This is a genomic window from Roseovarius sp. B08 (assembly GCF_051417955.1).
Classification (GTDB): Bacteria; Pseudomonadota; Alphaproteobacteria; order Rhodobacterales; family Rhodobacteraceae; genus Roseovarius.
Genome location: NZ_JBPRLW010000001.1, coordinates 65,169 through 86,089 on the forward strand (window position 1 = coordinate 65,169; position 20,921 = coordinate 86,089).

Genomic DNA, 20,921 nt, shown 5'->3' on the forward strand with positions numbered 1-20,921 from the left:
CTGAAATACCGACGCGATACCGACGTGCTATTTTCGACCCTGATTCGCCCGTTAACCCTCCAACGGTGCCTTAACCGCTTCCCCGCGCAACGCCTCGTAATAGGGCATCGCGGCGGCGGACAAATCAGCCTTCCAGCCCGTCAGTTCCGGCACCTCTCCCTCGGCCGATGCGAACCCGGTCGAGCCGTGCACAGCCCCGTACCAGTGGCTGGCCCAGACCCCATCATCCGCGTGCCCGCCCTTGGGCCAGCGCAGCATGTCCGGCGTCCAGTCCAACCCGATCCGGTCGCACAAGGCCCGCAAGAGACCCTCGGGATCGCGCCGGATATCAGCGCTGTCGATCACCACCGGATCGCCGCCCAGCGCCTTGACCTGGTCGAACAACTCCGCCTGCTGACGAAACCCGATATCGTCCAGCGTGGGCTTTTCATACTTGGCCGAGAAGCTCGCCACCACCCGCGCCGGATGGCGGATCAGGAACACGTTCACCACGTCCCGGATCCAGTCGCGCGGCACGCCGTCTATCATGTGCTGCGCCATGTGCTTGTGGTAAAAATGCTGCTTTCCCTGTGGGATAGGCCCCATCAGACCGGCCACAACATTTGCCGGCTCACTTGGCTGCGAGGCAATGATCTCGTCCCGCATGGGATGCTCCAGACCCGTCTTCGTCAGGTAGGCGGCATAGAACGGCTCGTCGATCACCGCGCAATCGCCGCGCGCCGCGAAGGCATACATCATCGCCGTCGACAGGTTCCGCGGCCCCGACCACATCGCGATCCGCATCAGGCGCATTCCTTCGCGATCAGGTCCTTGTAGAGCGACTGTATTCGCTGCGTCACCGGCCCGGCCTCGCCATCGCCAATCGGCCGGCCGTCGATCTCGCTCACCGGCGTCTGCGCGCCGAACGTGCCGGTCAGAAACGCCTCGTCGGCACCATAGGTATCCACCAACGAGTAATTCCGCTCGAAAACCGGGATGTCGTATTCCCGACATAGATCGATGACTTTCTGCCGCGTGATCCCGTTCATGCAATAATCCCCGGTCGAGGTCCAAACGGCCCCTTTACGAACGATAAAGAAGTTGCAGGCATTAGTAGTGTTCACGAAACCATGCACATCCAGCATCAGGGCTTCGTCCGCACCCGCTTTTTCCGCGGCGATGCAGGCCAGGATGCAGTTGAGCTTGGAATGGGAATTCAGCTTCGGGTCCTGCGTCATCGGCAGGCCCCGGATATGCGGCACCGTGGCCAATCGTATGGGCCGCGCGATCTTGGGGCGTGAATGCTCCATGATGATCGTGATCGTCGGCCCCTGCCGCGACAGGCTTGGGTGCTGGAACGGCCGGGTCTTGATGCCCCGCGTCACCATCAGGCGTGCGTGCGCATCCGTCGTCATCTCGTTGGCAGACTGGGTATCCAGAAGCGCCTGCAGCACCTCCTCGCGCGACAGGCCGATATCCAGGTCGATGGCCTTCGCCGCCTCGAATAACCGATCAAGATGCTCTTCGACAAAGGCCCACGTCCCGTCATACAGACGCAGACCTTCCCACACCCCGTCGCCCAGCATGAAGCCGCTGTCATAGACACTGACAAGCGCTTCTGCCCTCGGCACGATCCGCCCGTTCAGCCAGATCAGGACCTCTTCGTTCCGCGCATCCTCTTCCGCCTGGTGTGTCGTCTGATGCTCTGCCATGCCCGTAGCCCTTTCGCTTTGTTACAAACCGCCGCGCGATTTGTTTCAGCACACGCTAGGAACAGGCAATTTCGATGCCAAGGGGTAAATTCGCATCACCGGCCCGTGACCTCACGCGGTGGTGAGTTGGAACAGTCGTGCATGCGCGGCAGTTTGACCCTAGGCAAAAGGAGGCTGCGCCATGAATTACCTGCGGAACATCAAGGCGACCGTGCTCGCCATATCCATCGCCGTCGGCTTCGGTGTCCAGACCAACGCCGCCAAGGCCGCCGAAACCGAAACCCTGACGGTGGCCGGCGGCTGTTTCTGGTGCGTCGAGGCGGATTTCGAATCCGTCGAGGGCGTCAGCGAGGTCATCTCGGGATACACCGGCGGCACCGTGGAAAACCCGACCTACAAACAGGTCGTGCGCGGCGGCACGGGCCATTACGAGGCGGTGCAGATCGAATACGATCCCGCGCAGGTCAGCCGTGAAGAGCTGTTGTCGCTCTTCTTCCGCTCGGTCGACCCGACCGACGCCGGCGGCCAGTTCTGCGACCGGGGCGACAGTTACCGCACCGCGATCTTTGTCGATGGTGCGGCCGAGGAAGAGGCGGCAAAGACAGCCAAGGCCAAGGCCGCCGCCGCCCTAAGCCAAGATATCGTCACGCCGATCCTGCCCGCCTCGGATTTCTATGAAGCGGAGGAGTATCACCAGGATTACTACAAGGGGGACCGCCTGATCATCACGCGCTTCGGTCCGAAAACCCAGGCCAAGGCCTACAAGGCTTATCGCGAGGCGTGTGGCCGCGACGCACGCATCCGTCAGATTTGGGGCGACGACGCACCGTTTATCGGGTCCTGACCCCAGAAGGCATGAACCTCCGCCAGCGACGGGATCGCCTCTGTCGTCCCGCGGCGTGTGACCTTCAACGCCGAGGCGCAGACGGCGCGCTCAACTGCCTGTTCGGCCGGCAGCCCGGCGTCCAATCCGGCGGCAAAATAGCCCGCGAACGTATCGCCGGCGCCTGTCGTATCGACCGCGTCGACCTTCGGTGCCGGGAAGTTTCGTTCCGACCAGCCCGCACTTTCTTCCAGTAGCACGGCCCCTGCCGCACCGCGTGTCACGACGATGGTTTCCACCCCAAGCGTTGTGATGTCCCGCCCGGTGGCCTGCATCATCTGGCCGAACTCCATCTCGTTCAGCACCAGGATATGCGTCTGTGAAAGGAAATTCTCGACCGTGTTTTCGTCGTAGGGCGCCGGTACATACATCACTTGCAATCCTCTTTTTCGAGCCTGCGCCACGGCAAATTCCTTACCGTTGGTTTCGTTCTGAAACACCAGAAGGTCACCCTCGCGCGCATCGTCCAGTGACGCGGCAATTGCCCGGTCCGATTGCCTGTGGTTCGCGCCCGGGAAAATCACGATGGCATTTTCTCCTTGGCGGTCGACATTGATGATCGCATGTCCTGTCGGGATCTCGGCATCTGCTATGTACTCGATGTCTATCCCGTATTCCGCCAACCGTGTTTTTGCCCAAGCACCGTCGGGTCCGACGGCGCCGATATGGCGCACCCTTCCTCCGGCCTTGGCGATGGCCACCGACATATTGGCGCCTTTTCCCCCCAGCCCGGTTTCCATCGAGGTCGCCGCCAGCGTCTCGCCTGGCTGCGGCAGGTGCGGTACGTCGTACACATAGTCAATATTGATCGAACCCAGGTTGAAGATCATCCTGTCCCTCCCTCGCTACGCACTAAGGCCGCGCTTTGGTGTGGTTTTCAAGCCTTGCTTCGCTTTTGCCTTTCACCCCCCGCCCGTGATTTGTAAGCTGCCCGCCAAAGCCTATGGGGGGCAGTTTGGCATCCACGACAACAGCCGTGACGCCGATGATGGCGCAATACCTGGAACTGAAGGCGCAGTACCAGAACGCACTTCTGTTCTACCGGATGGGTGACTTCTACGAGCTGTTTTTCGACGACGCCGTTGCCGCCGCCGAGGCACTGGATATCGCGCTGACCAAGCGCGGCAAACATCTGGGCGAGGATATCGCGATGTGCGGCGTGCCCGTACATTCCTCTGAAGGCTACCTGCTGACACTCATCCGCAAGGGCTTTCGCGTCGCCGTTTGCGAACAGATGGAAGACCCCGCCGAGGCCAAGAAACGCGGCTCGAAATCCGTGGTCAAACGCGACGTGGTGCGCCTGGTGACGCCCGGAACCCTGACCGAGGAAAGCCTGCTTGAGGCACGCCGCCACAACTTCCTGACAGCCTTTGCCAAGATACGCGAAAGCTCTGCGCTGGCCTGGGTCGATATCTCGACCGGCGCGTTTCACGTCATGCCGCTGACCGGCTCGCGCCTGTCGCCCGAGCTGGCCCGTCTGGCACCCAGCGAACTGATCGTGGCCGATGGGGACGAGGCTGTCCTCCGCGACATCGCCGAGGAACATGGCATTTCGATCACACCGCTTGGCCGCTCCGCGTTTGACAGCGCGGGCGCAGAAAAGCGGCTCTGCGCCTTGTTCGACGTCAACACGCTCGAGGCGTTCGGGCAATTCGAGCGCGCCGAGATTGCCGCAATGGGCGCGATTGTCGAGTACCTGGAAATCACCCAGAAGGGAAAGCTGCCGCTCCTGCAAAAGCCCTTGCGCGAGAATGAGGCGCGCGTCATGCAGATCGACGCCGCCACGCGCCGGAACCTGGAACTGACCCAGTCACTGACCGGTGGGCGGGCGGGGTCTCTGCTGTCGTGTATCGACCGCACCGTCACAGCCGGCGGCGGCCGCTTGCTCGAGCGGCGCATTTCCAGCCCCAGCCGCGTACTGTCCGTGGTTCAGGATCGGCTTGATTGCGTGGACTTCATGGTTGGGAAACCGAGGTTTGCCCAGGATCTGCGCGAAACGCTACGCAAAGTTCCCGACCTAGACCGCGCCTTGTCGCGCCTCGGGCTAGACCGGGGCGGGCCCCGCGATCTTGCTGCCATTCGTAACGGCCTCGCGCAAAGCGCAGAGGTTGCGCGGATGCTTGAGGGGCAAGACCTGCCAAAACCGCTTCGGGAGGTCTCTGTTGCGCTGACTGGCCACGATGAGCTGCTCGACCTTCTCGATGAAGCCCTGATCGCCGAGCCGCCTTTGCTCGCCCGCGACGGAGGGTTCATCGCCGATGGCTACGATGCCGAGCTGGACGAGGCGCGCAAACTGCGGGACGAAGGGCGCGGCGTCATCGCCGGAATGCAGGCAGACTATGCAAAGATGACGGGCATCCAGAGCCTGAAGGTCAAGCACAACAACGTGCTGGGCTATTTCGTCGAAGTCACCGCAACCCATGCCGACAGGATGCTGTCTGAACCGCTCAACGAAACTTTCAAGCATCGCCAGACCACTGCCAACCAGGTGCGGTTCACTACGGTGCCGCTTAGCGAAATGGAAACGCGTATACTCAATGCCGGCGGTCGCGCGCTCGAGATCGAAAAGCGGCTCTACGATAGCCTCAAAGTCGCTGTTCTGGCAAAATCCGGAGAGGTGTCACTGGCCGCGCGGTCTCTTGCGGAGTTTGACCTCGCAGCCGGTCTTGCCGATCTCGCCCGATCGGAAAATTGGTGCCGACCCCGGATCGACGAAAGCCGCGCGCTCGACATTGAGGCAGGCCGCCACCCGGTGGTCGAGGCGGCCCTTCGGTCTCAGGGCGGTGCGCCGTTTATCGCGAATGACTGTGCGCTGGGAGACACCAGCGATATCTGGCTGTTGACCGGGCCGAACATGGCGGGCAAGTCGACCTTTTTGCGCCAGAACGCGCTTGTCGCGGTTCTTGCCCAGATGGGAAGTTATGTCCCGGCCACGCGTGCGCATATCGGTCTTGTCAGCCAAGTGTTCAGCCGCGTGGGTGCCTCTGATGACCTGGCCCGTGGCCGCTCGACCTTCATGGTCGAAATGGTGGAAACCGCCGCGATCCTGAATCAGGCCGATGACAAGGCACTGGTGATCCTGGACGAAATCGGGCGTGGCACGGCCACTTATGACGGGCTGAGCATCGCTTGGGCAACATTGGAACATCTTCATGAAACCAACCGCTGCCGCGCACTTTTCGCCACTCATTATCACGAACTCACGCGGCTTAGCGACAAGCTGGAGCGAGTCGACAATGCGACCGTCACGGTCAAGGAGCATGATGGCGACGTGATCTTCATGCACGAGGTGCGGCGCGGCGCGGCCGATCGAAGCTATGGCGTGCAGGTGGCCAAGCTGGCCGGGCTCCCGGCCGCGGTGGTCGAGCGCGCCCGCGTGGTGCTCGACGCTCTTGAAAAGGGCGAACGCGAAGGCGGAAGCAAGCGCACGGCCTTCATCGACGATCTGCCGTTATTTGCCATGACACCGCAACCGGCACCCCAGCCGAAACCGCAGGATTCGCCCGTCGACAAGCGGCTGGGTGAAATCCTGCCCGATCATCTGACACCGAAAGAGGCGCTGGATCTGATCTACGAGCTGAAGGAGCTGTCGCAGAAACCCTGAAGCTCAGCCAGTGAAGGAGGATACACCCACTTGCGCCGGACGCAGGATGCGGTCGTAGAGCATGAAACCCTGAGCTGAAACCTGAATGATCTCCCCCGCCTTGGTGCCGGGCACGGGCGCTTCGAACATCGCTTCATGCTGCTTGGGATCGAACTTGTCGCCGACCTGCGGATCGATCACGTGGATGCCGTGCTTGGAGAAAACGTTGACCAGCTCTCGCATGGTCAGCTCGATACCCTCGATCAGGGCCGCAGCTTCCTTTCGTTGCTCCTCGGTCACGGTCTCGACCGCGCGTTTGAGGTTGTCGAACACCGGCAGGATATCCCGGGCAAGCTTGGACCCGCCATAATTCTCGGCCTCGGTGCGCTCCTTCTGGGCACGCTTGCGCGCGTTCTCGGCGTCGGCGAGGGCGCGCATGAACTTGTCCTGGAACGCATCCCGCTCTGCCCGCAAGGATTCGACCTCGTCCTTCAGGCTTTCCGGAGCGTCTTCTTCCGTCAACGCCGCCTGCTCTTCTTCTTCAGCCTGCTCGACGTCGTCCAGAAACGGCTCTTCCTTCGACTGTGCCATGCTCATCCTCTACTTTCGGTCCGCGATCAGCTTTCCGACAAGCTGCGCGGTGTAATCCACGATTGGAACAATGCGTCCATAGTTCAGGCGGGTGGGGCCAATCACACCGACCGCGCCCACGATCTTACGATCAGCGTTCATATATGGAGAGACCACCAAAGAGGAACCCGAAAGTGAGAAAAGTTTGTTCTCTGACCCGATAAAAATGCGCACACCTTCTCCCTGATCGGTCAATTCCAGGAATTCCGCGATGTCCCGCTTACGCTCAAGGTCATCGAACAGCGTCTTTATCCGGTCAAGGTCCTCCTGCTCTACCTCCGAGTTGATCAGATTCGAACGGCCCCGAACGATCAGCCGTTCGTAGCTGTCGGCCTCGCCTTCCCATACGGCCAGCCCACTTTCGACCAATTGATGCGCAAGCCCGTCAATCTCCTGGCGGCGTTTGTCGATTTCCCGGGCAATCACGGTCTGCACATCGGACAGGGTCTTGCCCTCGATCAGCGCATTCAGAAAATTCGCCGCCTCGCGCATCGAGCTTGGCGTCTGGCCCGGAGGCGGATGGAAAATACGGTTCTCGACATGCCCATCCCCGAAGACCAGCACCACCAATGCCCTATCGTGGCCCAGCGCAACGAATTCGATATGCTTGATCGGCGCTTCGTGTTTCGGGGCCAGCACCAGCGAAGCGCCTTGCGTCACTCCGGACAGCGCAGAGCCGATTCGGTCGAGCGCAAGGCTGACATCATCGGAGTTGGATCCCAGCGTCGCGTCGATCTTTTCCCGGTCGTTCAACTCGAGGTCGCTGACCTCCAGCAGGCCGTCGACGAACATCCTCAGCCCTTGCTGTGTCGGCACCCGTCCCGCGGAGACATGCGGACTGTCCAGCAGACCGAGATACTCCAGATCCTGCATCACGTTCCGGATCGTGGCGGCAGAAACCTTCTCGCTCATGTCGCGTGTCAGGGTGCGCGAGCCCACCGGATCACCCGTTGCGAGATAGCCTTCCACAACCCGGCGAAACACTTCCCGCGAGCGGTCGTTCATCTCTTCGAGGATCTGTCGCGCGTTTTCCATCTGCATTTCTGTCGCCCCGTGGAGTGCCATTAAAAACGGCCCGCTGAAAAGGTCAATCGGGGTTGCTATCGGGTTTCGGTCGCCTGTATCTCCATCGGGCAATAAGGGAGATAAGGCATGCGTCCTTCGGGAAGAGACTTAAGTGAAATGCGCGCGGTTTCAATCGAGACGGGCGTAACGAAACATGCCGAAGGATCCTGCATGATCCGCATCGGCGACACCCATGTTCTGTGTACCGCGACGATCGAAGATCGGGTGCCGCCTTTTATCAAGGGGTCCGGCCTCGGCTGGGTTACGGCGGAATACGGTATGCTTCCACGTTCCACGACGTCGCGAATGCGACGTGAGGCCTCTGCCGGCAAGCAAGGCGGTCGGACTGTCGAAATACAGCGCCTCATCGGCCGCAGCCTGCGCGCCGGAGTGGACCGTGTCGCCTTGGGTGAACGCCAGATCACCGTCGATTGCGATGTCATCCAAGCCGACGGCGGCACGCGCTGCGCCTCTATCACTGGTGGATGGGTCGCACTGCGCCTGGCGGTCAACAAGCTGATGAAGACCGGCGATGTGGTCAGTGACCCTCTCGTCGATCCCGTTGCCGCTGTCAGCTGTGGTATCTACGCTGGCCAGCCGTTGCTGGATCTCGACTACCCCGAAGACAGCGACGCCGGCGTTGACGGCAATTTCATCATGACCGGGACCGGTCGTCTGATCGAAGTCCAGATGAGCGCAGAAGGCGCCACCTTCAGTCGCTCCCAGATGGAAAACCTGATGGATCTGGCCGAAAAAGGCGTCGGCGAACTCGTTGCACTGCAAAAGGCGGCTGCGGATGCGTAAATTCAACGGCGATACGCTTCTGGTGGCCACCCATAACGGGGGCAAGCTGCAGGAGATCGCCACGTTGCTTCAGCCGTATAACGTTAAGGTCGTGGGTGCGGCAGAAATGAAGCTGGACGAGCCCGAGGAAACCGAGACGTCGTTCATTGGCAATGCAAGGATCAAGGCCCACGCCGCAGCCCGGGCAACCGGCCTTCCCGCGCTGTCCGACGATAGTGGCATTGAGATCGATGCGCTGGGTGGCGCTCCGGGCGTATATACCGCGGATTGGGCCGAAACGGAGACTGGCCGCGACTTTGTGATGGCCATGAACAAGACTTATGATCGTCTCTTGAAGACCGGTGTAGAACAACCATGGACCGCACGCTTTTGCTGCACCCTTGTTATGGCCTGGCCCGACGGGCACGACGAGGTTTTTCCAGGGACGGTCGAGGGCCGGATCGTCTGGCCCATGCGGGGTGCACAGGGCCATGGCTACGATCCGATCTTTCAGCCGAACGGCCATGACGTCACTTTCGGTGAAATGGATGGCACGGATAAGAACCGAATAAGCCACCGCGCGGATGCGTTCGCCAAACTCGTGAAGGGCTGCTTTGACTGAGGACTGGCAGGCAGGCGGTTTCGGCCTTTATGTCCACTGGCCGTTTTGCGAGGCGAAATGCCCATACTGCGACTTCAACAGCCACGTGCGAGCAGAGATTGACCAATCGCGCTGGCTGAGAGCCTACCTGCAGGAACTGGACCGGTATGCCGACCGTTGTCCGGGGCGTGTTCTGAACTCTATCTTCTTTGGCGGTGGCACGCCCAGCCTGATGCAACCCGAAGTGGTAGGCGCGATCATCGAACGTGCCTGCCGGATCTGGACGCCCGCCAACGATATCGAAATCACGCTCGAGGCCAATCCCGGCTCGGTCGAGGCAGACCGCTTTTCGCGTTTTGCGGAGTCGGGAGTGAACCGGGTCTCTCTCGGGGTGCAATCCCTGCGGGACGGCGATCTGCGCCGTCTTGGTCGAATCCACACCGCCGCGGAGGCAATCAAGGCATATGAGACCGCGCGGGCGCATTTCGCGCGGGTCAGTTTCGATCTGATCTACGCGCGGCAGGATCAGACCCTGGCGGATTGGCACCAGGAACTGTCCGAAGCGCTTGCACTCGCTGTCGACCACCTCTCGCTTTATCAACTCACGATCGAGCCCGGCACCGTTTTTTCCCAAAGACGCGCCAGGGGCGGATTGCGTGGCCTGCCGCCCGACGATCTTGCCGCAGACATGTACGAGTTGACGCAGGAACTGTGCGAAGCGGCGGGTTTCAAGTCATACGAGGTGTCAAACCATGCGCGGTCCGGGGCCGAGTCGCGCCATAATCTCGTTTACTGGCGGTATGGGGATTACGTCGGGATCGGTCCCGGGGCTCATGGTCGCATCACTTTGAATGGCACACGGCATGAAACCGAAGCTTGGTCCAATCCGGAACAATGGCTATCGCGATCGGAATCTGATAAACCATTGAAAATATTAAACGAAGTAAGTTCTGGAGATCAAGGGGCTGAACATCTTCTGATGGGTTTGCGGATCAGCGAAGGCGTTGATTTGGATAGGCACGCGGCCCTGTGCGGCAAGCCGATCCCACAATTAAAGATAGACCATTTGACCGAGCTCGGCTTGCTGAACGTCCGAGACGGGTGGATATCAGCCACTCCTGGCGGTCGGCTCGTGCTGAATCAAGTGATCGCGAAATTGCTGGAAGATTAGTTTCCGGCCAGCCGCCTGCAAAGATCATCCAACTGGTCAAGGCTTTCATAGGATATGGTCATGCTCCCATTTTCCCGGCCCGGCTTGTGATTCAAGGCAACTTTCATCCCGAGGTTGGCCGCCAGGTCGCCCTCCAAGGCCTTGGTGTCAGCATCCTTTTGTGCGGGTTGTTTCTTCTTTGGCGCACTCTCATCCGAAAAGATGTTGCCCCCGCTCTTCTTCGCAAGTTTCTCGGTCTCGCGGACCGACAGACCCTTCTTGACGATCTGGGCAGCAAGCCCCGATGGGTCCTCCGCGGTGATCAACGCCCGAGCATGGCCCGCGCTTAATCTTCCGTCACGCAGATAGGTCAGAACGTCGTCGGGCAGCCCGAGCAGACGAACAAGGTTAGCAATGTAACTCCGGCTTTTGCCCAACGCTTGTGCCAGCTTCTCCTGCGTATGACCGAACCGTTCCATCAACTGGCTGTACCCGGCCGCCTCTTCGACCGGGTTCAGATCGGCCCGCTGGATATTCTCGATAATGGCGACTTCCAAGACTTCGGTGTCGTCGAACTCTCGGACAATGACCGGAATCTGATGCACCTTGGCCAACTGTGCCGCCCGCCAGCGCCGCTCACCTGCAACGATTTCATATGCGCCGCTTGTTCGTGGGCTGGGCCGGACAATCAGAGGCTGAATGATGCCTTTGGCTGAAATCGACGACGCCAGATCCTGCAATGCCGAATCATCGAAGTCTCGCCGAGGCTGTTCCGGGTTGGGCTCGATCTTCTCGATCGGAACCGTTTTGTCGGCTGCCTTGGTCGTATCCGCGGGAGCATCCTGCGCGTCTGCAACGTCCGACATTAATGCCGACAACCCGCGCCCCAGGCCCCGCTTCGATTTCTTGTCCGACATTTCGCTCTCCCTACGCTGCCTGCCTTTTGTTATTGGTCACCAGCTCCCTTGCCAAGGCACGATATGCCTCTGCCCCCTTGGAGCCCGGATCATACGAAAGAACCGGCACGGCATAAGACGGCGCTTCGCTGACCCTGACATTTCTCGGTATCTTCGTCTGAAACACCAGCGGCCCAAGATTGTCGCGCGCATCCTGTTCCACTTGGGACGACAGGTTATTCCTGCCATCGTACATCGTCAGGACCACGCCCTCGATGCGCAAATCCTTATTCGCGGATTGGCGCACCTCTCGAACCGTGAGCATGAGCTGCGACAGACCTTCAAGCGCGAAAAATTCCGATTGCAGTGGAACCAGAACCGAATGTGCGGCAACCATTGCGTTCACGGTCAGCAGGTTGAGCGATGGCGGGCAGTCGATAAGGATATAGTCAAACCCGAAATTGTCCATCGCGGGCTGGCGTAAGGCGTCGTGCAGAAGAAAGCTGCGCTTTTCGTTCGAGATCAGTTCCATATCTGCCGAGCTAAGGTCAACCGTGGCTGGCACGATGCTCAGGTTGGCTTGGGCCGTCTCCTGTATCACCTGGTCCAACTCAATTTCCTCGAGCAACAGCTCGTAGGTCGTGTATTCGCGCTCGTTTGCCTCGATTCCCAGGCCCGTCGAAGCGTTTCCTTGGGGATCCAGGTCGACGATAAGGACTTTGAAAGCCTCTTCTGCAAGCGCCGCCGCCAAGTTAATTGTCGTGGTCGTTTTTCCCACACCGCCCTTCTGGTTCGCTATAGCGATGATTTTTGTTTTGGCAGAGCGCGTGAGATCAAGCACGGCGTACTCCTGAAATGCGTAGAATGACGGATTGTGCGTTCGTTTTGCTTTTAGCAACCTCATGATCGAAACACCACTTCGATTGCGCCTCGGACAGCTCCGCCTGCCAGTTTTTCCCCTTCGGAAAGAGCATGACGCCCTGCGGTTCCAAATGCCTATGCGACAAGGAGAAAAGCTTATTCAAATCCGCCAGTGCGCGGGCCGAAATGATGCTTGCGCCCAAAGGCGGCAAATCCTCGATTCGTTGAGAAATAACCGTCGCGTTTGTTGATGTCTCTCTCACTACGGCGCGAAGGAAAGTTGATTTTCGATGATCGGATTCAACGAGGGTGACAGAAAGCCCTTCCCGCAATTCACTCGCCAGAATCGCTACGACAAGACCCGGAAAGCCTCCCCCTGAGCCGAAATCTGCCCAACTCTTGGCCGACGCCGGTGCGAACTCTATAATTTGGGCAGAATCGACGAAATGCCGCGTCCATAAATCCTCGATCGTTGATTTTGAGACCAAATTGATCTTTGGATTCCATTTTTTAAGCGCGTTGACATAGTGCTCCAGCTTTTCCATTGTTTCACGTGAAACACTTAGATCGCCGAGCTTGCTCATGCTGATCTGGACCGTTTCTGCTGCCTCAGCTTTGCCAGAATGGTCGTTAGTGCCGCCGGGGTCATCCCATCGATCCGACTGGCCTGCGAAAGGTTCGTCGGACGCACAGCATCCAGCTTGCTTTTCAATTCGTTTGACAGGCCGTTAATGCCTTCAAATTCAAAGTCCGCCGGGATGATGTGCTGTTCGTCTTTCTTCATCAACTCGACATCGCGCTTTTGCCGCGCGATATAGTTGGCGTAAAGCGCATCGCGCTCGAGTTGGCGACGGATCTCCACATCAATGTCCGCGAGGGTTGGGTCCAAAGCGAGAAGATGCTCGAACTTGACATCGGGAAACGACAGCAAGTCGAAGCCATCGCGCTTCGTCCCGTCCTCGTTTACCTTGATGTCCGCCTCATTAAGCTGCTTCGGACTGTAGCTCGTCGCTATCACACGCGCTTTTCCGGCCTCCAACCTTTCGAGCTTGTCACTGAACGCAACCTTCCGGCCTTCCCTTACACACCCCAAGCTCATTCCAATAGGCGTAAGTCGTTGATCCGCGTTGTCCGCTCGCAGAGACAGCCTGAACTCGGCCCGAGACGTGAACATCCTGTATGGCTCCGTCACACCTCGCGTCGTCAGGTCGTCAATCATAACGCCAATGTAGCTTTCCGAGCGGCTGAAGATGATCGGTTCGCGCTCGAACGCAGCGAGCGCGGCGTTCAGACCGGCCACCACACCTTGTGCGGCCGCCTCCTCGTATCCCGTCGTGCCGTTGATCTGTCCGGCAAGATACAAACCGGGGACGGTGCGAACGGCGAGCGACATGTCGAGCGCACGGGGGTCGACATAGTCATACTCTATCGCGTAACCGGGTTGAAGAATCTCCGCCCGCTCCAGCCCCTTGATGGAATGCACGTAGTCGCGTTGTATTTCCTCGGGCAAAGAAGTCGAAATTCCGTTGGGATAGATGACATCATCCGACAGGCTTTCCGGTTCCAGAAAGATCTGATGAGAGCTTTTTTCAGAAAATCTTACGATCTTGTCTTCGATTGATGGACAGTACCGTGGACCAATGCCACCGATATGGCCCCCATACATGGCAGATCGTTCAAGATTTTTGCGAATAATCTCGTGGGTCTTGTCGTTCGTATGCGTGATCCCGCACGAGACCTGCCGTGCAGACGGTTTCTCCGACAAGAACGAGAAAAGCACGGGATCATCATCGGCGGGCTGCAGATCCAAACCATCCCAATCGATCGTCTTTCCGTTCAGCCTGGGCGGGGTACCTGTCTTGAGGCGGCCCAAGGGCAATCCGAAGCCGTCAATTCTCTCCGCCAGTTTGACAGAGGGCTTGTCACCCAACCGCCCACCAGGCCGCGACACATCACCAATATGAATCACGCCACGCAGAAACGTCCCTGTCGTCAACACGACGGAGTGCGCCATGATCTCGCTGCCGTCCGCCAACACGACCCCGCAACGGCGTCGCCTTGAAACACAAAGTCAGCAGCCTCGCCTTCGACAACGGTCAGGTTCGGACACGTCGCGATTTCTTCTTGCATTGCCTCACGATAGATTTTCCTGTCGGCTTGCGTGCGCGGGCCTTGCACTGCGGGACCTTTCCGACGATTCAGCAAACGGAATTGAATTCCGGCTTTGTCAGCAATGCGCCCCATCACGCCATCCAGGGCGTCAATCTCACGTACCAGGTGACCTTTGCCTAGCCCACCGATCGCAGGGTTGCAGGACATAACTCCTATTGACGCCCTCGTTAAAGTCACAAGCGCTGTCCGCGCGCCCATTCGCGCAGCGGCGTGCGCTGCGTCGGTCCCGGCATGACCGCCCCCTATTACGATGACATCAAAATGTTTCACGTGAAACACTCCGCTATTTTCCCAAGCAAAAGCTGGCGAATATCTCGTCCAGAACGTTTTCGATATCTACCCGACCTACCAGAGAATCAAGTGCTCGCACAGCGCTTCGCAACTCTTCTGCCACAAGATCCGATGCACCATTTTCGCCGATCAACAAAGCCATGGCGTTGTCCAGGTAGATGCTCCCGGCTTCCAAAGAGTGCTTGTGACGCAGGCGCGTAGCAACGCCTGCATGTGCCGTTCTGTCGGAGAAGATGTTCGTTATCCGCTGGACCAATCTGGCCACGCCATGCCCAGTTACACCGGATATGGCGTTATCTGGAAGTCCATAAAGGTCGGCCTTTCCGACAAGAACCAAATCATCATGCTGTGGCGCAAGGTCTGGTTGCTCCCCTGGCGTCACGAGAAAAATTCGAAGATCTGCTACCTCGGCCCGGGCGCGAGCTCGCGCAACGCCGATAGATTCGACGGTGTCCTCGGTATCCCTCAACCCCGCGGTATCCAGCAAGGTCACGGGAAGACCGTGTAAATCCATACGCACCTCGATTACGTCCCGCGTCGTGCCCGCGACCTCCGACGTAATCGCGGCGTCACGCCCAGCCAAGGCGTTCAGCAACGTGGACTTCCCGATGTTAGGCGCCCCGATGATTGCGACTTCAAACCCTTGGCGAATTCGCTCTGCAGTTTGAACACCCGCAATTTCGACGGTCAGTTCACTACGCACATCCGACAATAGCTGCTCAACTTCCGGCGTCACATCTTGGGGAACGTCTTCATCAGCAAAATCAATCGTCGCCTCAAGAAGTGCGGCCGCCCGGATCAACTTGCCGCGCCATCGTTCCGCCCGCTCTCCCAGCTCACCGGAAAAGACGCGCTGTGCTTGACGCCGCTGTGCTTCGGTTTCCGCGTCGATCAGGTCGGCAAGTCCTTCGACCTGGGACAGATCCAGCCGCTCGTTCTCAAGGGCCCGGCGTGTAAATTCCCCAGGCTCCGCAGGACGAAACCCATCGAGTTGTCCAAGGAGATCAAGAATTGAAGAAACGACCGCGGGCGAACCGTGGCACTGAAGTTCGACCGTCGGCTCACCCGTGAAACTGTGTCCCTCGCTGAATACCAACATCAACGCGGTGTCGATCACATCTCCGCTTGGCGATCGTACCGTGCGCAACGCGGCATTCCTAGGCGACGGAAGGTTGCCCACCAGCGTTTCGACGCCGGCAAATGCATCGGCGCCGGAAACGCGAATGATGGCGACGCCCGCTTTGCCGGGCGCCGTCGACAGGGCAAAGATCGTATCCATGGGTCTTTCGATGAACGGTCAGGTCAGGTGTTCATGGAATCGAAGAAATCTGAATTGGTCTTGGTCTGCTTCAGTTTGCCAAGCAGGAACTCGATGGCATCGGTCGTTCCCATCGGGTTCAGGATTCGTCGCAGCACGTAGGTTTTCTGCAGATCGACCTTGTCGATCAGCAGATCCTCTTTCCGCGTACCGGACTTGAGGATGTCGATGGCCGGGAACACGCGCTTGTCGGCAATTTTTCGATCCAGAACCAATTCCGAGTTACCCGTGCCCTTGAATTCTTCAAAGATCACCTCGTCCATCCGGCTGCCGGTATCGATCAGCGCAGTGGAGATGATTGTCAGCGAACCGCCTTCCTCGATGTTCCGCGCCGCACCGAAGAACCGCTTGGGTCGTTGTAGGGCATTGGCATCCACACCGCCCGTCAGAACCTTACCCGAGGAAGGCACGACAGTGTTATAAGCCCTACCAAGTCTTGTGATCGAATCTAGAAGAATAACAACATCTCGTTTATGCTCGACCAAGCGCTTGGCTTTCTCGATCACCATTTCGGCCACCGCTACGTGCCGCCCCGCCGGCTCGTCAAAGGTCGAACTGATGACCTCGCCCTTCACCGATCGCTGCATGTCAGTGACCTCTTCGGGCCGCTCATCGATCAGAAGGACGATCAGATAGCATTCGGGATGGTTCCGCTCGATGCTGCTAGCGATGTTCTGAAGGATAACCGTCTTACCCGTCCGCGGCGGCGCCACGATCAATGATCGCTGCCCCTTGCCGATGGGTGCCACCAGGTCGATGACGCGGGCTGACTTGTCCTTGATGGTCGGGTCGTCAATCTCCATCTGAAGCCGCTCATCGGGGTAAAGCGGTGTCAGGTTGTCGAACGCGATCTTGTGCTTGGCATTTTCAGGGTCGGCAAAGTTGATCTGCGTCACCGATGTCAGTACAAAATACCGTTCGTTTTCCTCAGGCGCCTTGATCTCACCCTCAATCGTGTCGCCGGTCCGCAGCGAGTGTTTGCGGATCGTATCGGGCGAAACGTAGATATCATCCGGCCCTGGAAGATAGTTTGCTTCCGACGACCTCAGAAAGCCGAAACCGTCTTGCAGAACCTCCAGCGTTCCGTCGCCATAAACCACCCATCCTTCGTCTGCGCGTTCCCGGAGGATCTGGAACATCATCTCCCCCTTGCGCATGGTCGAGGCATTCTCGATCTCCAGCTCTTCGGCCATCGAAAGCAAATCCTTGGCGGATTGCTTCTTGAGATCGGACAGGTTCAGACGTTCGTCAGACATGGATAGGTCCTTGCGAAATCGACGCGTGGAGCACGCGGCCGTTCAGATATTTTCTTATGGAAGACGGCAGACCCGGACGGGTTCCGTTTTACGCTACCTAGGATCAGTCTTGGCGCGAGTCAATCTCAGAACTTCACGACGACGGATACGACGATGACCACCATAAGGATCGTCGGTACCTCGTTCATCATGCGGTACTGTCGACCGGACAGCGCGGCACTTCCCCCTGAGAACGCCTTGCGCTGGCGACCCAGCCAGTGATGGAACCAGGTCATGCCCAGCACACCCACAAGCTTGAAATACGGCCACACGGCGCTCCAGTCCACGATACCCGGCGTGGCCACTAGCAGGAGGCCGGCCCCCCACGTCACGATCATCGCCGGGTTCATGATCACGCGCAAAAGCTTCTGCTCCATAGTTTGGAACACCTCGTCTCGGCTGTCACCCGGCTTGGATTGCTCAGCGTGATAGACGAAAAGACGTGGAAGATAGAAAAGACCTGCCATCCAGGAAATCACTGCAATGATATGCAGCGCCTTCGTCCATGGATAAAGCGAGGCCAGAAGGTCTGTCATGTTTTCCCGCATCTCTCTACCTTTCTCCTAATAAATAAATTTAGAAAGAAAAAGGATGATGATTTTGTAGGGAGCAGGCCAGGCTGGGGATTACGGAATTATACATGATTTCTCCCCCGTCGACGTCCGATGTGGATAAAACTGTTTAACTCTTCTCGCAGCGGCTGCCCTGCAATAGGTAAACGCTTATTATTATTATTGCATAATTATACTTTTTCAGGTGAAGGACATCGGTGGATGAAAACCTAAAAACATCGCCAAAACCGTCTTTCTACCGGGTAAAGGGTTTTCCATATCCCCACGTGCAAAAAACCTACGGGATGAGGCGGGAAGAACAACTTATCCCGCTGTCCTCGGAAATGTTGGAAACTTCGCAGATTCATCCCTAGAAACCGGAAGAGATATGCAACGGAATATCCACATGTCACGCAGGATCATTCTGGCTTCGGGGTCGGATATCAGGAAATCGCTGCTCACGAACGCAGCGCTTGAATTCGAGGTTTCTCCGGCCCGTGTCGACGAAAACACGGTTCGGGATGCCTTGTTTGCCGAAGACGCGTCGCCGCGCGACATTGCGGATGCCTTGGCAGAGTTGAAGGCCACCAAGCAAAGCGCCAAGAATCCGGACGCCCTGGTCATCGGCTGCGATCAGGTTCTCAGTTTCGAGGGCTGTATCCTGTCGAAACCAGAAACACCGGACGAGGCGCTGGAGCAACTTCGCGCGATGCGCGGCAAACGGCATGAACTGCTTTCCGCCGCCGTGATCTGTGAAGAGGGCAAGCCGGTCTGGCGGCATGTCGGCGTCGTACGGATGATGATGCGGCAGGTTTCGGATGCGTACCTTCGAGGCTATGTCACCCGCAACTGGGATAGCATCCGCCACGCTGTCGGTGCATACAAACTGGAAGAAGAGGGTATCAGGCTGTTCAGTCAGGTTCATGGCGACTACTTCAATGTCCTGGGCCTGCCGCTTCTGGAACTGCTGTCGTACCTGGCGCTGCGCGGAGAGATAGAGTCATGACCGAGAACAGGATACCGCTGGCGGCCGTGATCGGATCTCCTGTTGCGCATTCGAAGTCACCGCAAATTCACGGCCATTGGCTCAAGACCCACGGCATTGCAGGCTATTACATTCCTATGGACGTAGCGTCCGACGATCTCGAGCATGTCCTTCGCACGCTCCCTAAAATGGGCTTCGTCGGGGTCAACATCACCGTTCCGCACAAGGAAAAGGTGCTGGAGATTGCCGACCTGATCACCGATCGCGCCACGCTGATCGGTGCGGCCAACACGCTTATCTTCCGCAAGGACGGCAAGATTCATGCCGACAATACTGATGGCGTGGGCTTCATTCAGAACCTGCGCCAGAACGCGCCGGACTGGAATCCCAAGGCGGGCCCGGCGGCCCTGCTGGGTGCGGGTGGTGCGGCCCGCGCGGTTATCTCTGCCCTGCTCGAGGTCGGCGTTCCGGAAATCATGATCGCAAATCGGACCAGGGTCCGCGCAGAGGCGCTGAAAACGGAATTCGGCAAGAGGATCGCGGTGGTCGATTGGGTTCAGGCCGGGAACATGATGGAAGATGCCGCAACCGTCGTGAACACGACCTCGCTCGGTATGATGGGTAAACCGCCGCTTCGCGTTCCGCTTGACGGTTTGAACAGGGGTACACTGGTGACCGACCTTGTCTATGCCCCGCTCAAGACCCGCCTTCTGGCAGAAGCCGAGTCAGTGGGCTGTCGGACAGTCGACGGTCTGGGCATGTTGCTGCACCAGGCGGTACCAGCCTTTGAACGCTGGTTTGGCGTACGCCCCGAGGTGGACAGCGCAACGCGCGCGGCGGCGCTCAGATGACATTCAAGCTGGGCCTGACCGGCTCTATCGGGATGGGCAAGTCGACAACCGCGAAGCTGTTTGCCGAATACGGCTGCGCGGTATGGGACGCCGATGCTGCAGTTCACCGTCTATACGCAACGGGCGGCGCTGCGGTCGGTCCCATCGGCCGGGCATTTCCTTTGGCTATCGTTGACGGCACGGTTTCGCGCGACCGCCTGAAGGAAGTAATCGCTGACGATCCCGATGCCCTTCAACAGATCGAACGCATCGTCCATCCCCTCGTTGCAGATGATCGCACGACCTTCCTGTCCGGCACGGACGCCGATGTAACCGTCTTTGATATCCCCCTTCTCTTCGAAACCGGCGCAGATGCGCAGATGGATGCCACTGCTTGCGTCACCGTCGCGCCTGAAACACAGAAGGCCCGCGTGATGGAACGGGGAACCATGAGCGAGGCGCAGTTTCAGGCAATCCTGTCCAAGCAAATGCCGGACGCGGAAAAGCGCACACGTGCCGATTATGTCATCGTGACCGATACGCTTGAACATGCCCGCGCACAGGTTCAGGATATACTAAAGGAAATCCGAGACAGGCAAACCCATGCGTGAAATCGTGCTCGACACTGAAACGACCGGCTTTGATCCCGAACAGGGCGACCGTATCGTCGAGATTGGTGCCGTCGAGTTGTACAATCACATGCCCACCGGCCGCACCTTTCACGAGTACATCAATCCCCGCCGCTCCATGCCGCAAGAAGCGTTCGAGGTTCACGGCCTTGGCGACGATTTCCTCCGCGACAAGCCTGTCTTCGAGAAGATCGCACAAAGTTTTGTCGACTTTATCGGCGACGCGAAGCTCGTGATTCACAATGCGGCGTTCGACATTAAATTTCTGAATGCCGAGCTTGGCTGGCTCAACATGGCCAGGATTCCTTGGGAACAGGCCATCGATACGCTCGACATCGCCCGCCGCAAATTCCCCGGCTCTCCCGCATCGCTCGATGCGCTTTGCCGCCGCTTCGGTATCGACAATTCCTCGCGCACCCTGCACGGAGCCCTGCTCGACTCCGAGATTCTGGCCGAGGTGTATCTGGAACTGATCGGTGGGCGGCAGCCTGATTTCGCACTGGCCGGCGCCTACTCGCCGGAAACCACGGAGGACAACAGCGATGCCGATTGGCATCCGGGTGCCCGCCCGAAACCCCTGCCGGCCCGTCTCAGCGAAGAGGAGCGCGCCGCGCATCAGGCCTTTGTGCAAAGCATGGGCGACAACGCACTCTGGAAGCAGCTAACTTGATATGTTTTGCGAGCCGCAATGGCCTCAGGCCATCGGC

General features: G+C 58.7%; 20 protein-coding genes and 1 pseudogene. 9 read left to right on the forward strand and 12 right to left on the reverse strand.

Translation table 11 applies throughout. The features are described 5' to 3' along the window. Positions 1-51: 51 nt before the first annotated feature. Both ACSQ76_RS00330 and ACSQ76_RS00335 read right to left on the reverse strand, forming a co-directional pair. The gene (locus tag ACSQ76_RS00330; RefSeq protein ID WP_437155000.1) at positions 52-783 is read right to left on the reverse strand and encodes an HAD family hydrolase; all 732 of its coding nucleotides are present in this window, start codon (positions 781-783) and stop codon (positions 52-54) included. Continuing rightward, on the reverse strand, positions 783-1,691 hold the full coding sequence (locus ACSQ76_RS00335) for a D-amino acid aminotransferase (RefSeq protein ID WP_437155001.1): 909 nt from the start codon (positions 1,689-1,691) through the stop codon (positions 783-785). Before ACSQ76_RS00335 ends, ACSQ76_RS00330 begins: the two co-directional genes overlap by 1 nt. Positions 1,692-1,872: 181 nt before the next feature. Here ACSQ76_RS00335 and msrA point away from each other — a divergent pair, with 181 nt between their 5' ends. Further along, on the forward strand, positions 1,873-2,535 hold the full coding sequence (gene msrA / locus ACSQ76_RS00340) for a peptide-methionine (S)-S-oxide reductase MsrA (protein ID WP_437155002.1): 663 nt from the start codon (positions 1,873-1,875) through the stop codon (positions 2,533-2,535). Here msrA and ACSQ76_RS00345 read toward each other — a convergent pair. After that, the gene (locus ACSQ76_RS00345) at positions 2,496-3,404 is read right to left on the reverse strand and encodes a ribokinase (protein WP_437155003.1); all 909 of its coding nucleotides are present in this window, start codon (positions 3,402-3,404) and stop codon (positions 2,496-2,498) included. The two genes, msrA and ACSQ76_RS00345, sit on opposite strands and share 40 nt — an antisense overlap. Before the next feature lie 155 nt (positions 3,405-3,559). On the opposite strand from ACSQ76_RS00345, the gene mutS reads away from it, so the two are divergent. Next, positions 3,560-6,178, forward strand: a complete 2,619-nt coding sequence (mutS, locus tag ACSQ76_RS00350; RefSeq protein WP_437158128.1) for a DNA mismatch repair protein MutS — start codon at positions 3,560-3,562, stop codon at positions 6,176-6,178. 3 nt (positions 6,179-6,181) lie between these two features. Here mutS and ACSQ76_RS00355 read toward each other — a convergent pair whose 3' ends face one another. Both ACSQ76_RS00355 and hrcA read right to left on the reverse strand, forming a co-directional pair. Further along, complete coding sequence (locus ACSQ76_RS00355; protein WP_437155004.1) at positions 6,182-6,748, reverse strand: nucleotide exchange factor GrpE; 567 nt, start codon at positions 6,746-6,748, stop codon at positions 6,182-6,184. A 9-nt stretch (positions 6,749-6,757) separates the two neighbouring features. After that, entirely contained in the window at positions 6,758-7,792 is a 1,035-nt protein-coding gene (gene hrcA, locus ACSQ76_RS00360; protein WP_437158129.1) for a heat-inducible transcriptional repressor HrcA, read from the reverse strand. A 147-nt stretch (positions 7,793-7,939) separates the two neighbouring features. On the opposite strand from hrcA, the gene rph reads away from it, so the two are divergent. The 3 genes from rph to hemW are packed head-to-tail and all read left to right on the forward strand — an operon-like array spanning position 7,940 to position 10,407. Beyond that, positions 7,940-8,656: a ribonuclease PH gene (rph, locus tag ACSQ76_RS00365; protein ID WP_437155005.1), complete on the forward strand. Its 717-nt coding sequence runs from the start codon at positions 7,940-7,942 to the stop codon at positions 8,654-8,656. Next, a complete protein-coding gene (rdgB, locus tag ACSQ76_RS00370) occupies positions 8,649-9,257 on the forward strand; it encodes an RdgB/HAM1 family non-canonical purine NTP pyrophosphatase (RefSeq protein ID WP_437155006.1) in 609 nt (202 codons plus the stop codon). Before rph ends, rdgB begins: the two co-directional genes overlap by 8 nt. After that, entirely contained in the window at positions 9,250-10,407 is a 1,158-nt protein-coding gene (gene hemW / locus ACSQ76_RS00375; RefSeq protein ID WP_437155007.1) for a radical SAM family heme chaperone HemW, read from the forward strand. The genes rdgB and hemW overlap by 8 nt, the downstream gene beginning before the upstream one ends. On the opposite strand, the gene ACSQ76_RS00380 is transcribed toward hemW, so the two are convergent. The 7 genes and pseudogenes from ACSQ76_RS00380 to hemJ all read right to left on the reverse strand — a co-directional run bounded on the left by ACSQ76_RS00380 (position 10,404) and on the right by hemJ (position 17,755). Beyond that, entirely contained in the window at positions 10,404-11,303 is a 900-nt protein-coding gene (locus ACSQ76_RS00380; RefSeq protein WP_437155008.1) for a ParB/RepB/Spo0J family partition protein, read from the reverse strand. The two genes, hemW and ACSQ76_RS00380, sit on opposite strands and share 4 nt — an antisense overlap. 10 nt (positions 11,304-11,313) lie before the next feature. Further along, complete coding sequence (locus ACSQ76_RS00385) at positions 11,314-12,123, reverse strand: ParA family protein (RefSeq protein ID WP_437155009.1); 810 nt, start codon at positions 12,121-12,123, stop codon at positions 11,314-11,316. Further along, a complete protein-coding gene (gene rsmG, locus ACSQ76_RS00390; RefSeq protein ID WP_437155010.1) occupies positions 12,116-12,727 on the reverse strand; it encodes a 16S rRNA (guanine(527)-N(7))-methyltransferase RsmG in 612 nt (203 codons plus the stop codon). The genes ACSQ76_RS00385 and rsmG overlap by 8 nt, the downstream gene beginning before the upstream one ends. Next, positions 12,724-14,594 (reverse strand): annotated as a pseudogene (mnmG, locus tag ACSQ76_RS00395) (tRNA uridine-5-carboxymethylaminomethyl(34) synthesis enzyme MnmG). The gene rsmG and the pseudogene mnmG overlap by 4 nt, the downstream one beginning before the upstream one ends. 4 nt (positions 14,595-14,598) lie before the next feature. After that, positions 14,599-15,885: a tRNA uridine-5-carboxymethylaminomethyl(34) synthesis GTPase MnmE gene (gene mnmE / locus ACSQ76_RS00400; RefSeq protein ID WP_437155011.1), complete on the reverse strand. Its 1,287-nt coding sequence runs from the start codon at positions 15,883-15,885 to the stop codon at positions 14,599-14,601. Between the two features lie 23 nt (positions 15,886-15,908). Beyond that, on the reverse strand, positions 15,909-17,180 hold the full coding sequence (rho, locus tag ACSQ76_RS00405) for a transcription termination factor Rho (RefSeq protein ID WP_306127248.1): 1,272 nt from the start codon (positions 17,178-17,180) through the stop codon (positions 15,909-15,911). Between the two features lie 125 nt (positions 17,181-17,305). Continuing rightward, entirely contained in the window at positions 17,306-17,755 is a 450-nt protein-coding gene (gene hemJ / locus ACSQ76_RS00410; RefSeq protein WP_306127247.1) for a protoporphyrinogen oxidase HemJ, read from the reverse strand. Between the two features lie 421 nt (positions 17,756-18,176). Here hemJ and ACSQ76_RS00415 point away from each other — a divergent pair, with 421 nt between their 5' ends. From ACSQ76_RS00415 to dnaQ, 4 genes are read left to right on the forward strand one after another with little or no spacing between them, the layout of a single operon-like run. Continuing rightward, positions 18,177-18,776, forward strand: a complete 600-nt coding sequence (locus ACSQ76_RS00415; protein WP_437155012.1) for a Maf family protein — start codon at positions 18,177-18,179, stop codon at positions 18,774-18,776. Further along, complete coding sequence (locus tag ACSQ76_RS00420) at positions 18,773-19,606, forward strand: shikimate dehydrogenase (protein ID WP_306127245.1); 834 nt, start codon at positions 18,773-18,775, stop codon at positions 19,604-19,606. Before ACSQ76_RS00415 ends, ACSQ76_RS00420 begins: the two co-directional genes overlap by 4 nt. Next, the gene (coaE, locus tag ACSQ76_RS00425) at positions 19,603-20,196 is read left to right on the forward strand and encodes a dephospho-CoA kinase (RefSeq protein WP_437155013.1); all 594 of its coding nucleotides are present in this window, start codon (positions 19,603-19,605) and stop codon (positions 20,194-20,196) included. Before ACSQ76_RS00420 ends, coaE begins: the two co-directional genes overlap by 4 nt. After that, positions 20,189-20,884 (forward strand): DNA polymerase III subunit epsilon, encoded by a 696-nt coding sequence (gene dnaQ / locus ACSQ76_RS00430; protein WP_437155014.1) that lies wholly within the window; start codon positions 20,189-20,191, stop codon positions 20,882-20,884. Before coaE ends, dnaQ begins: the two co-directional genes overlap by 8 nt. Positions 20,885-20,921: the final 37 nt, after the last annotated feature.